7 protein-coding genes and 4 pseudogenes are annotated in these 12,780 nt (G+C 68.2%); 10 read left to right on the top strand and 1 reads right to left on the bottom strand.

All coding sequences use genetic code 11. The features are described from left to right. Entirely contained in the window at nucleotides 1–486 is a 486-nt protein-coding gene (locus tag QUE79_RS15065; protein WP_286343799.1) for an aminoacyl-tRNA deacylase, read from the bottom strand. Between the two features lie 191 nt (nucleotides 487–677). On the opposite strand from QUE79_RS15065, the pseudogene dusB reads away from it, so the two are divergent. From dusB to QUE79_RS15015, 10 genes and pseudogenes are all read left to right on the top strand, one after another. Then, nucleotides 678–1,752, top strand: a pseudogene (dusB, locus tag QUE79_RS15060) (tRNA dihydrouridine synthase DusB). Nucleotides 1,753–1,801: 49 nt separating this feature from the next. Continuing rightward, the gene (locus QUE79_RS15055) at nucleotides 1,802–3,115 is read left to right on the top strand and encodes a deoxyguanosinetriphosphate triphosphohydrolase (protein WP_286343798.1); all 1,314 of its coding nucleotides are present in this window, start codon (nucleotides 1,802–1,804) and stop codon (nucleotides 3,113–3,115) included. A gap of 73 nt (nucleotides 3,116–3,188) precedes the next feature. After that, nucleotides 3,189–5,093, top strand: a complete 1,905-nt coding sequence (gene dnaG / locus QUE79_RS15050) for a DNA primase (RefSeq protein ID WP_286343797.1) — start codon at nucleotides 3,189–3,191, stop codon at nucleotides 5,091–5,093. 181 nt (nucleotides 5,094–5,274) lie between these two features. Continuing rightward, nucleotides 5,275–6,932 (top strand): annotated as a pseudogene (locus tag QUE79_RS15045) (ABC transporter substrate-binding protein). 164 nt (nucleotides 6,933–7,096) lie between these two features. After that, nucleotides 7,097–8,187, top strand: a pseudogene (locus QUE79_RS15040) (ABC transporter permease). Further along, nucleotides 8,184–9,195: pseudogene (locus tag QUE79_RS15035) on the top strand (ABC transporter permease). The pseudogenes QUE79_RS15040 and QUE79_RS15035 overlap by 4 nt, the downstream one beginning before the upstream one ends. Beyond that, entirely contained in the window at nucleotides 9,192–10,886 is a 1,695-nt protein-coding gene (locus QUE79_RS15030) for a dipeptide ABC transporter ATP-binding protein (RefSeq protein ID WP_286343796.1), read from the top strand. The pseudogene QUE79_RS15035 and the gene QUE79_RS15030 overlap by 4 nt, the downstream one beginning before the upstream one ends. A 2-nt stretch (nucleotides 10,887–10,888) precedes the next feature. Next, nucleotides 10,889–11,758 (top strand): ATP-binding cassette domain-containing protein, encoded by an 870-nt coding sequence (locus QUE79_RS15025; protein ID WP_286343795.1) that lies wholly within the window; start codon nucleotides 10,889–10,891, stop codon nucleotides 11,756–11,758. Nucleotides 11,759–11,768: 10 nt separating this feature from the next. After that, nucleotides 11,769–12,170 (top strand): Rossmann-fold NAD(P)-binding domain-containing protein, encoded by a 402-nt coding sequence (locus tag QUE79_RS15020; protein WP_286343794.1) that lies wholly within the window; start codon nucleotides 11,769–11,771, stop codon nucleotides 12,168–12,170. Further along, nucleotides 12,131–12,775: an NAD(P)-dependent oxidoreductase gene (locus tag QUE79_RS15015; RefSeq protein ID WP_286343793.1), complete on the top strand. Its 645-nt coding sequence runs from the start codon at nucleotides 12,131–12,133 to the stop codon at nucleotides 12,773–12,775. The genes QUE79_RS15020 and QUE79_RS15015 overlap by 40 nt, the downstream gene beginning before the upstream one ends. Nucleotides 12,776–12,780: the final 5 nt, after the last annotated feature.

The following is a 12,780-nucleotide window of genomic DNA, read 5'->3' as shown; positions in this document are numbered from 1 at the left end:
TCAGCGCGGTGCCTCGTCGTCGGTGATGTCGGCGACCGTCGCTGCGTAGGCGGCGATCAGGGCGTCGCCGTCGACGAACGCGCTGTGCCCGTGGGCACCGGCGCCGAGCGCCACACGCCGACCGGCGACGCGCTCGTCGGCGAACACCGGCCACGCCGTCGAACTCCCCATCGGGGTGATGGTTCCCCGCTCGTACCCGGTTGCCTCCAGGGCGACGTCGGGCGACGGCATCGACAGCTTGTTCACGCCCACGGCGGCTCGCAGCTTCGACCAGGAGATCTGCCGCCCGCCCGGCACGAGCGCGAAAAGGAACGAGCCGTCGTGCTTCTTGACGACGAGGCTCTTGACGATGGTGCCGGGCTCGATGCCGAGCAGGGCGGCCGCCTCGTGCAAGCTTCCCGCTTCCGGTCTCGAGACCACTTCGACCTCGAGGCCCCGAGCTTCGGCATCGGCTGTGACGCGATCGGTACCGGTGAGCTCTGACATGGATCTCCTCTTCACAGGCGGCGTTGGGCCACGACTTCTCCACAGATGCGCGACTCGTATCTCGCGGTTGCACTCGTCTGGGATAATTGAAACCGATGACAACCACTTTGACAGAACCCGCTACGGGTTCGAGGCCGTCGAGCCTCCGGATCGGCCGCCTCACGGTCGACTCGCCGGTCGTGCTCGCGCCGATGGCGGGCATCACGAACACCGCGTACCGCCGGCTCTGCCGCGAGTACGGCGCCGGTCTCTACGTCAGCGAGATGATCACGAGCCGCGCACTCGTCGAGCGCACTCCCGAGTCCATGCGGCTCATCACGCACCACGAGAGTGAGTCGACACGCAGCATCCAGCTCTACGGCGTCGAACCCAACACGGTCGCCGAGGCCGTCACCATGCTCGTCGCCGAAGACCGCGCAGACCACATCGACCTCAACTTCGGCTGCCCGGTCCCCAAGGTCACGCGCAAGGGCGGGGAGCAGCCCTGCCCTGGAAGCTGGGGCTCTTCCGCGAAATCGTCGAGCGCGCCGTTCAGGCCGCCGGCGACATCCCGCTGACAGTGAAGATGCGCAAGGGCATCGACGGTGACCACCTCACCTACCTCGAGGCAGGCAAGGCCGCCGAGGGTGCCGGTGTCGCTTCGATCGCGCTGCACGCTCGCACGGCCTCCGAGTTCTACTCGGGGCAGGCCGACTGGTCGGCGATCGCCACTCTCAAGGAGACGATCACCGGAGTGCCCGTCCTCGGCAACGGAGACATCTGGTCGGCGGACGACGCTCTCCGCATGGTCGACGAGACCGGGTGCGACGGCGTCGTCGTCGGTCGGGGTGCCTCGGCCGGCCCTGGCTCTTCGGCGATCTCGCGGCGGCGTTCCGCGGCGAGACGAAGAAGGCCGAGCCGACCCTCGGCGAGGTCGCGCAGGCGTTCCGCCGGCACGCCGAGCTCCTGGTCGAGTTCTTCGGCGAGGAGGATCGCGCGTGCCGCGACATCCGCAAACACGTCGCCTGGTACTTCAAGGGGTATCCGGTCGGCGGTGATCTGCGCGCGAGCCTGGCGTCGTCGTCGAGCCTCACCGAGATCGACGACCTCCTCGCGCAACTCGACTGGTCGCTGGCGTACCCGGGTGTCGACGCGGAGGGTCCGCGCGGCCGTGCCGGCAGCCCGAAGACGCCGTCGCTGCCCGATCGGTGGCTCGAGAGCCGCGAGCTCGACGAGGCCTTCCGCGGTGAGTTGGCCGCCGCCGAGCTGCACCACAGCGGTGGCTGAGGCCCGCGCTCCTCGTCCCACCTCCGTCTCCTCCGCCCGAAGGGCCCGCGTGAACCCCCAGCACTCCCCTCCCTCGGAAGCGGCTGACGGCGGCAGCCACACCGTCTCATCGGCCGCCGTCCAGCACGGTTACGGCGAACACGACACGCAGCGCTGGTTCCCCGAGCAGCACTCGAGTCGCCGAAGCGACTTCGCGCGTGATCGGGCGCGCCTCTTGCATTCGAGTGCGCTTCGGCGCCTGGCCGCCAAGACCCAGGTCCTCAGCCCCACTGCCGGCCTCGACTTCGCCCGCAACCGCCTCACCCACTCGCTCGAGGTCGCCCAGGTCGGTCGAGAACTGGCGACGAGCCTCGGGCTCGATCCCGATGTCGTCGATACCGCCTGCCTGGCGCACGACCTCGGTCACCCGCCGTTCGGGCACAACGGCGAGAAGGCGCTGAACGACTGGTCACTCGACATCGGGGGCTTCGAGGGCAACGCGCAGACCCTCCGTCTCCTCACCCGCATCGAGCCCAAGGTGATCGACGCCGACGGGACCAGCTACGGCCTGAATCTCACTCGCGCCAGCCTCGACGCCAGTTGCAAGTACCCCTGGCCGGCCGCACAGGGCGTCGCCGACCCCGGAGGCCGTACGAAGTTCGGCTTCTACGACGACGACACCCCGGCGTTCGAGTGGCTCCGTCAGGGCGCGCCCCGGCGACAGCGCTGCATCGAGGCCCAGGTGATGGACCTCAGCGACGACATCGCCTATTCGGTGCACGACTTCGAGGACGCCGTGGTCAACGGCTACATCGACGTCGGCTCCCTCGGCAGCGAAGACGAGCACGATGCCCTCATCTCTGCGACCCACGCGTGGGTCGGCGGCGAACTCAGCCGCGACGAGCTCGCCGAAGCGTTCGAGCGCCTTCGTTCGCTCGACGTCTGGCTCGAGGACTACGACGGGGGCCGTGTCGACCAGGCGAGGCTGAAGAACCTGACCAGCCAACTCATCGGTCACTTCGCCGCGTCCGCGACGGAGGCGACTCACGAGCACTACCCGCAGGAGAGCCTGATCCGGTTCTCGGCGAGCGTGGTGATCCCCGCCGAGATCATCGGCGAGATCGCCGCCCTCAAAGGAATCGTGGCCGCCTTCGTGATGACGCACAATGCCAGGCAGCCGATCTACGTGCAGCAGCGCGAAGTCCTCACGGCGCTGGCGGATGCACTCTGGGCCAGCGGTCCCAGCGAACTCGACCCGGGCTTCGCGACCGACTGGTCGCTGGCCGGAGACGACGCGGGCCGCAAGCGCGTCGTCGTCGACCAGGTGGCGTCACTCACCGATCAGAGCGCTCTCGCGTGGCACGACCGGCTCGTGCAGGCGTGATCGAGACGACGAGGGCAGGCGCGTCGATGACGGGGGTCGGCCCTACGATTGCGGGCGGAGGTGGTGAGCCGCGATGGCTGGGTTGATCAAGCGCGCAGACATCGACGAGGTCCGCTCGCGCGTGAACATCGCCGACGTCGTCTCCGACTACGTGGCTCTCAAAGGCGCCGGCATCGGCTCGCTGAAGGGTCTCTGCCCCTTCCATGACGAGCGCAGTCCGAGCTTCCACGTCCGACCCCAGGTCGGCCGCTACCACTGCTTCGGCTGCGGCGAAGACGGCGACGTCTTCAGCTTCATCCAGAAGATGGATCACACCACGTTCCAAGAGGCCGTCGAGCGCATGGCCGCCTCCATCAACTTCACGCTCCACTACGAAGACGGCGGCCAGGCCAGCGACCACGGCAACCGCGCGCGTCTCCTCGCGGCCAACGAGGCTGCCGGCGAGTTCTTCGTCGAGCAGCTCACGGCACCCGACGCCGATCCGGGCCGTCGCTTCCTGGGCGAGCGGGGCTTCGATCCTGCAGCCGCGCAGCGGTTCGGCGTGGGTTTCGCGCCGAAGTCGTTCGACGCGTTGCGTTCGCACCTCAAGGGCCGTGGTTTCAGCGAGGAGGAGCTCATCACGGCGGGCCTGCTCAGCCAGGGCGACCGCAACGCGTACGACCGCTTCCGCGGGCGACTCCTCTGGCCGATCCGCGACGTCACCGGTGCGACCATCGGTTTCGGCGCCCGCAAACTGCTCGAGGACGACAACGGGCCGAAATACCTCAACACCCCCGAGACGCCGGTCTACCACAAGTCGCAGGTGCTCTACGGGCTCGACCTCGCCCGCAAAGACATCTCGAAAGAGAAGCGGGTCGTGATCGTGGAGGGCTACACCGACGTGATGGCGTGCCACCTCGCCGGTGTCACCACGGCAGTCGCGACGTGCGGCACGTCCTTCGGCGTCGACCACATCAAGGTGCTCCGTCCGATGATCGGCGACTCGAGCAAGCTCGACACCTCGGCGGGTGGCGAGGTCGTCTTCACGTTCGACCCCGACGAGGCCGGTCAGCGAGCCGCGAGCCGCGCCTTCGCCGAAGAGCAGCGCTTCGCCGCCCAGACCTTCGTCGCCATCGCGCCCGACGGCCTCGACCCGTGCGACCTCCGCCTGAACCGTGGCGACGACGCGGTCCGCCGAATGATCAGCAGCAAACGGCCGATGTTCGAGTTCATGATCAAGCGCACTCTCGACGGCCACGACCTCGAGACGGTCGACGGTCGCGCGTCGGGTCTGCGGGCGGCCGCCCCCGTCGTCGCCGGGATCCGCGACAGGTCGCTGATGCAGGGCTACATCCGGGCCCTCTCGGGCTGGCTCGGCATCGATCCGTCCGACGTCGAGCCCTCCGTGTTCGCAGCCACCCGCGCGGCCAGCGCTCCCAAGGCCGTCGAGCGCCTCGCTCCGTCGAGCGATCCCTCGCGCCAGTCGATCACGAGCCTGCCCGAGGTGCCCGTCGTCGACGAGGGTCCGAGCATCCTGCGGCTTCCCGACGACCCGTCGACGCGAATGGAACGTGACGCGGTCATGGCGATCCTGCAGCACCCCACGGCGGCCTCGCGCGACCTCACCACCCAGGCTGCCTTCGCCGCCTTCGTGAACGGCTCCCTCGCCGTCGTCCGCGATGCGATCGCCGCCAGCCTCGACCAGCTCGACTCGCCGAGTTTCGTCGAGTCGGTGCTGGCGCAAACTCCTGGCCCCTTCATCGGCCTCGTGCAGGAGTTGGCGGTCGGTCCGCTTCCCGAACGCGAGGGTCGCGACATGGCCCTCTACTGCGAAGGCATCCTGTCGTCGCTCGTCGAGCGCGATCTCCTCCGCCGGAAGGCCGAGTTGCTGGGCCAGATGCACCGCACCGACGCACGCACCGATCCCGACAAACGGCGCGTGCTGGCGCAACAACTCGTCGAAGTCGAGGCCGCCCGGCGCGCCCTACGCAACGAATAGCTCATCCGCGCAAGTCTCGTGCGTGACTCATTGCGGGCCTGTAAACACTTCGGGCTGAATTACGGCCGCCGGGCGGCCGTGTGTTACCAATGAGATATCCCGGGCGCCGATCGCAGCACGGTGGTGGTCACGCCACCATCGAGCCCCGGGTTCCCTCCACCGAAACAAAGGGGTATCCACCTTGAATTCGAAGTCTTCACTCGGGCGTCGCCTGTTGATCGGAGTGGGTGGCGCTGCCGCCACCGCTCTCGTTCTCTCCGGTTGCGCCTCCGGCAGTTCGACGTCCACCACGAGCTTGAACAGCATCATCGTGGGCACGTCCGACGTCATCACGTCACTCGACCCGGCCGGCTCGTACGACAACGGCTCGTCCGTCGTCAACACGCAGGTCTACCCGTTCCTCATGAACACGCCCTACGGATCGCCCGACGTCAAGCCGGACATCGCCACCAGCGCGAAGTTCACCACGCCGACGCAGTTCACGGTCAAGCTCAAGAAGGGTCTGAAGTTCGCCAACGGGCACGCCCTGACGTCGTCCGACGTGGCGTTCTCCTTCAACCGCGACAAGACCATCGCCGACCCGAACGGCCCCTCGTCGCTCCTCGGAAACCTCGACAAGGTGACCACGCCCGACGCGACCACCGTCGTCTTCACCCTCAAGACCCCGAACGATCAGACCTGGCCCGGCGTGCTCTCGAGCCCCGCGGGCGCGATCGTCGACGAAGACGTCTACTCGGCGACGAAGATCACGTCCGACGCCGACGTCGTCAAGGGAAGGGCTTCGCCGGTCAGTACTCGATCACGCAGTACAAGCCCAAAGAGCTGATCCAGTACAAGGCGTTCTCCGGATACAAGGGCCTCCTCGGTCAGGCCAAGACCAAGAGCATCACCGCCCAGTACTTCACCGACGAGACCGATCTCAAGCTCGCGGTCCAGAAGGGCGACGTCGATGTCGCCTTCCGTTCGCTGAGCCCGACGGACCTCGCGTCGCTCAAGAAGAACAGCAAGGTCACGGTCCACAACGGCCCCGGCGGCGAGATCCGCTACATCGTCTTCAACTTCGACACGATGCCCTACGGCGCAAAGACCTCCGATGCCGACTCGAAGAAGGCTCTCGCCGTCCGCCAGGCGGTGGCAGACTCCGTCGACCGCGCCGCGCTCTCCTCGGAGGTCTACAAGGGCAGCTACACGCCGCTCTACTCCGCGGTGGCCAGCGGCCTGACCGGCTCGATCACGCCGTTCAAGACGCTCTACGGCGACGGCAACGGCGGCCCCGACGTCTCGAAGGCCAAGTCGACCCTCAGCGCGGCGGGCGTCGCCTCGCCGGTCACGCTGAACCTCCAGTACACGCCTGACCACTACGGCGCCTCGTCCGACGACGAGTACGCCCTCATCAAGTCGCAGCTGGAGAAGACGGGCCTGTTCAAGGTGAACCTGCAGTCGACGCTGTACGACACGTACAGCACTCAGCGCACGAAAGACGCGTACCCGCTGTACCAGCTCGGCTGGTTCCCCGACTACAGCGACGCCGACAACTACCTGTCGCCGTTCTTCCTCCCGTCCGCCGGATCCGACGGCAAGCAGATCGACGCCGGTTTCGTGCAGAACCACTACAACAACCCCGAGGTCGACAAGCTGATCGACCAGCAGCGCAGCGAGACCGACAAGGCCGCTCGCACGACCGAGATCGAGAAGATCCAGACCCTCGAAGCCGGTGACATCTCGACGCTCCCGCTCCTTCAGGGCGCGCAGGTCGCCGTGTCGGCGAAAGACGTCAAGGGTGTCGACTCGACCCTCGACGCGTCCTTCAAGTTCCACTACGGAGCGCTCTCGCGCTGACCGACCGCAGGCGTGACCGCCCGCTAGGGTGGACGGACACGTGAGCGGGATGGGGTGCTCGCCTCGGCAGCAAGACCGCCGGGGGAGCACCCCATTCCCCTGAACAGCCCTAAGACGACCGCTCCGCCTGCGGAGGCGGTCAGGATGAAAGCGACTCTCACCCAGTGACCGTGCTGAACGACACCTCACCCACCGCTCCGCCGGTGGCCGCCACGTCCCGTGGAAAAACGCCGGGGGTGGGCTCGGCCGCTACGTCTTGGTGCGCTTCCTGCTGATCTTCCCCACGGTCTTCATCCTGGTGACGTTGGTCTTCTTCCTCATGCGCGTCGTCGGAAACCCGATCACGGCCTCCGTGGGCGGCCGGCTCAGCCCCGCCCAACTGCAGGAGCGCCTGCACGCAGCCGGCTACGACAGGCCGATCATCGTGCAGTACGGCGAGTACCTCGGCCAGCTGGCCCGCGGCGATTTCGGCACCACCCTCACCGACCACCAGAAGATCAGCGACATCCTGCTGACCTACGGCGGCGCCACCATCGAGCTGGTCTTCTACGCGCTGATCGTCGCGCTCATCATCGGCATTCCGCTCGGCATGCTCGCCGCGTACCTCCGCGACCGGTGGCCCGACGTGATCCTGCGCGTCTTCGCGATCTTCACCTACGCGACGCCGGTCTTCTTCGCCGGCCTGCTGCTGAAGCTGGTCTTCTCCGTCTGGCTCGGCTGGCTCCCGCTCGGCGGCAGGGCGAGCACGCGAATCGAGCTCGCGCTCGGCAGCATTCCCAATCCGACCGGCATCTACATCATCGACGCCATCCGCACCGGCAACTCCACGATCATCGTCGACGTCCTCTCGCACGCGGTCATGCCCGCGCTGGCGCTCGGCCTCATCACGGGCGGCATCTTCCTGCGCCTGGTGCGCACCAACGTCATCGGAACCCTCGGCGCCGACTACGTCGACGCGGCGCGGTCTCGCGGCGTCTCCGAGGTCAACCTGGTCCGCAAGCACGCTCTGAAGCCCGCTCTCATCCCGATCATCACGGTGATGGGTCTGCAGATCGCCATGCTGCTGGGCGGTTCCGTCCTGACCGAGACGACATTCGGTTGGCGCGGCCTCGGCTTCGAGCTCCAGCAGTACCTCTCGGCCCGCGACTTCGTGGCCGTGCAGGGCATCGTCGCCCTCCTGGCGGTGATCGTCGCGGTGACCAACTTCGTCGTCGACATCATCGCCGCCTTCATCGACCCGCGAGTGAGGTACTGATCGTGACCAACGTCCTCGCCGCCGCCAAAGACCAGCGAGCCCCCTGGTACAAGCGTCTCCCCGTCGTCGCGCAGCTCCGCCGCAGCGTAGGGCTCCAGCGCGGCATGCTCGTCACCGGCATCATCATCTGCCTCGTGTTCCTCATCGCCGCGATCTTCGCGCCCCTGATCGCCCCCTTCGGCTTCGGCCAGTTGAGCGGCGCCCACGGGTCCTTCCCGCGGCAGGCACCGCCGTCGTCGACGCACATCTGGGGGACGACCGTCGGCGGGTACGACGTCTTCAGCCGAGTCGTCTGGGGGTGCCGCACCGCGATCTCCGTCGTCATCCTGGCCGTGATCATCTCGGTCGTCGTCGGAGTGACGCTCGGTCTCGTCTCCGGCTACCTCGGCGGCTGGCTCGACCGGATCCTGGTCGTCATCGCCGACGCCGTGTACGCCTTCCCGTCGCTGCTTCTCGCGATCGTGGTATCGATCGTCATCTCGGGGGCCAGTCGAGCCTGATCGGCGGCATCGTCGCCGCGGCCATCTCGATCACGGTCGTCTTCGTCCCCCAGTACTTCCGAGTGGTCCGCGCCGAGGCGGTCCGGCTGAAGGCCGAGGCGTTCGTCGAATCGTCCAAGGTGATCGGCTCGTCGACCGGGCGCATCATGTTCAAGCACGTGCTGCGGAACGCGACCAGGAGCCTGCCGCTGATCCTCACGCTGAACGCTTCCGAGGCGATCCTGACGCTCGCCTCCTCGGGTTCCTCGGCTTCGGCATCGGCCCGACGGCCGCCGCCGAGTGGGGCTACGACCTCAACCGCGCGCTCTCGGACACGGCCAGCGGCATCTGGTGGACCGGCGTGTTCCCCGGCTCGGCCATCGTGCTCCTGGTCCTCGGCGTCACCCTGGTCGGCGAGAGCCTCAACGACCTGGCCGATCCGCGCCTGCGCACCCGCCGGCGCGCCAGGCGCCGCAAGTCGGTCGCTTCGGCCACGAACACCGCGACCCTCGAGGAGGCAGGCGCATGAGCGACTCGACCACGGCGTCACCCGCGTCGGCCGCCCGCGACGACCGCCTGAAGGCGGTCGACATCCAGAACCTCGAGGTCACCTTCGCGACCGACGGCGGCGACGTCAATGCCGTCCAGGGCGTGACGCTCGACGTCCGGCAGGGCGAGGTGCTCGCCATCGTCGGCGAATCCGGTTCCGGCAAGACGGTGACGGCCAAGACGATCCTCGGGTTGCTCCCCGAGACGGCGGTCGCCAGCGGCGCCGTGCTCCTGACGGGTGAAGACGTCCTGACGGTCGGTCCGCGCCGCGTCCGCGAGCTGCGAGGGACCGACGTCGCGATGGTGTTCCAGGAGCCCTCGACGGCCCTGAACCCCGTCTACACGGTCGGCTGGCAGATTTCGGAGGGCATCCGCGCCCACGGCAAGGTCGGGCGGCGCGAGGCGCGCAAGCGGGCCATCGAGATCCTCGGACGCGTGGGCATCCCCGATCCTGAGACTCGCGTCGACTACTACCCGCACCAGTTCTCGGGCGGTCAGAAGCAGCGCGTCGTCATCGCCATGGCACTCGTCCTCAATCCGTCCGTCATCGTGGCGGACGAGCCGACCACCGCGCTCGACGTCACCGTCCAGGCCGAGATCCTCGATCTCCTGCGCCGCTGCCGCGACGAGTTCGGCGCCGCGATCGTCCTGATCACGCACAACATGGGGGTCGTCGCCGACCTCGCCGACCGTGTCGCGGTGATGTACCTCGGCAAGGTCGTCGAACAGGCCGACGTCACGACGTTGTTCGCCTCGCCGCAGGACGACTACACGAAGCGATTGCTCGGCTCGGTTCCCCGGCTCGAAGCGCGCGGCCGCCAGGATGCGCCGGCCGACGACATCGAGGTCGTCGTTCGCGCCAGGGGCCTCGAGATCGAATACCCGGGTCGGCTCGGGCGCGGAGGCTTCCGCGCGGTCAAGGGCGTCGACTTCACCATCGCACGCGGCCAGGTGCTCGGACTGGTGGGCGAGTCGGGGTCGGGCAAGACGACCATCGGCCGAGCCATCGCCGGGCTCACCCGCGTCACCGGCGGCTCCCTCGAAGTCCTCGGCATCGAGATGAACGGGGTCCACGAACGCGATTTCAAGCCGAAACGCGCCGACATCGGCTTCGTCTTCCAAGACCCGGCTTCGTCGTTCAATCCGCTGCTGACCATCGCCGAGGCCGTCGCCGAACCGCTGATCGTCCACGGTCGGGCCCGGCACGCTCGGGAGGCCCGCAAGCGGGTCGACGAGCTGATGGAAGCCGTGCAACTGCCGAAGTCGTTCGGTGACCGCTATCCCCACGAGCTCAGCGGAGGCCAGCGCCAACGCGCCAGCCTCGCCCGGTCGCTCGCTCTCGAGCCGACGCTGCTCATCGCCGACGAGCCCACCAGTGCGCTCGACGTGTCCGTGCAGGCGCGCGTCCTCGAGTTGTTCGCCGAACTGCAGAAAGACCTCGGATTCGCGGCCCTCTTCATCAGCCACGATCTGGCGGTCGTCAACATCCTGGCCGATCGCATCGGCGTCCTGTTCCACGGAGATCTGATCGAACAGGGACCGAACGACCAGGTGCTCGGCTCTCCCGAGCACGCGTATACGCAACGTCTCCTCGCATCGCTGCCCGTCCCCGATCCTGCCGAGCAGAGGGCGCGCAGGATCGCCCTCGCCGAGCTCCCGAAAGAGGCCTGACGATGGCGCGCCCCGCTCTCGCACCCGACGCGCCGGTGATCGTCGCCGACGACCTGTCGCTGCTGTACCCGGCCCGCGGAGGTCGCCCGGAGGTGAGAGCCGTCGACGGCGTCTCGTTCGCGCTGGCGCCGGGGGAGATCCTCGGGGTCCTCGGTGAGAGCGGGTCCGGCAAGTCGACGCTCGCCCTTGCACTCGCCGGTCTCGCCTACGGCGGTCGGCCACCCGAGGGGTTCCCGGCTCTCGTGGGCGGCGAGTTGTCGGTCCTCGGCGAACGCATCAAGACCATCTCGGGTCGCCACCGCGACCGGCTCACCACGACGGTCGGATTCCTGTCCCAGAGCGACGGCGACCACCTCAATCCCGATCTGAGCGTCGGAGAGGCGGTGGCCGAACCCCTCTACGAGCGCGACCGGAGGTTCGACAGCAAGGAGGCGGGGCGCATCGTGGCCGGTCTGATCGACGCGGTGCACCTGCCGCTGTCGACCATGCTGAAGCAGACCTGGGAACTCAGCGCCGGCCAGCGGCAGCGCGTCGCCCTCGCCAGGAGCCTCGTGCTCGAACCTCGACTGCTGATCGCCGACGAACCGGCCCGGGGAGTCGACGTCCTGGTCCGGCAGTCGGTTCTCGAACTCCTCCGCACGCTGCACGGTAACCGCCAGTTCTCCGCCGTCGTGGTCACCTCGTCCGTGGCCGAGGCGCGAGCGGTCGCCGATCGCATCGCCGTGATGCGGAACGGGCACGTGGTGGGTCTCGGCCCGATCGACGAGGTGCTCGAGAGCACCGTCGACCCGTACGTGAAGGTGCTCTCGCAGACCACCCCGATCGACATCATCCCGCCCGAAGACCGCACACCCAAGAAACACCGTCCGTAGGAGCCACCCCGTGTCCGACACCCCCTCAAAGCGCGGCCACCGCGCCGTTCTCACCGCGTCCTCGGCCGTGTCTCCCGAGCACCGGCCGACCCCGGGGCCGATCGCGGTCGGGCCATCCGAAGCGCCTCACGTCGTCGCCGCGATCGAAGCCGGCGGAGGTACGCTCGGCCCGATCGACGAGAACACGCGAGGTCTCGTCTGGCTGTCCAACAAGGCGATCCACGAATTGGACGAGGTTCTGACGGCCAATCCGGGCATCGAGTGGGTGCAACTGCCGATGGCGGGCGTCGACATGTTCGCGCCCGTGATGGCCGCGTACGCCGACAAGCCGCGGCCGCTCTGGACCAGCGCCAAGGGGCTTACTCCGAGCCCGTGGCAGAACACGCCCTGGCTCTCACGTTGGCCCTGCTGAGGGTCTTCCCCGAGCGTTCGCGAACCGCGAGCTGGGCGACCGAGCCGAAAGGCATCTCGCTCTACGGCCTCGACGTCGTGATCATCGGGGCCGGTGGGATCGCCCTCGAGATCATGCGACTTCTCGAGCCGTTCGATCCCACGATCACGATCGTCCGCCGGAGCACCGACCCCGTTCCGGGCGCCTCCCGCACGGTCGCCGCCTCGTCGCTCGGCGACGTCCTCCCGACGGCCGACGTCGTCATCGTGGCCGCGGCCATGACCTCCGACACGTCCAAGATGTTCGGCGCTGCCGAGTTCGAGGCGATGAAGCCGACGTCCGTGCTGGTCAACATCGCGCGCGGCGGTCTGGTCGACACCGATGCGCTCGTGGCAGCCCTCGACCGCGAGGCGATCTGGGGAGCCGGGCTCGACGTGACCGACCCCGAGCCTCTGCCCGACGGCCACCCGCTCTGGACCTCCGAACGCGCCCTCATCACGTCGCACCAGGCCGACACTCCCGAGATGGTGGCCCCGCTCCTCGCCGAGCGGATTCGGCACAACGTCGCGGCGCTCGGAGGCGAGGGCGAGTTCATCGGCGTCGTCGACCCGGCCGCCGGCTACTAGGCGAG

Origin of the sequence: Frondihabitans sucicola, from assembly GCF_030296615.1 — a bacterium.
Classification (GTDB): domain Bacteria; phylum Actinomycetota; class Actinomycetes; order Actinomycetales; family Microbacteriaceae; genus Frondihabitans; species Frondihabitans sucicola.
The sequence above is the reverse complement of the archived record's forward strand: the minus strand, read 5'-3'. Positions and strand labels throughout refer to the sequence as shown.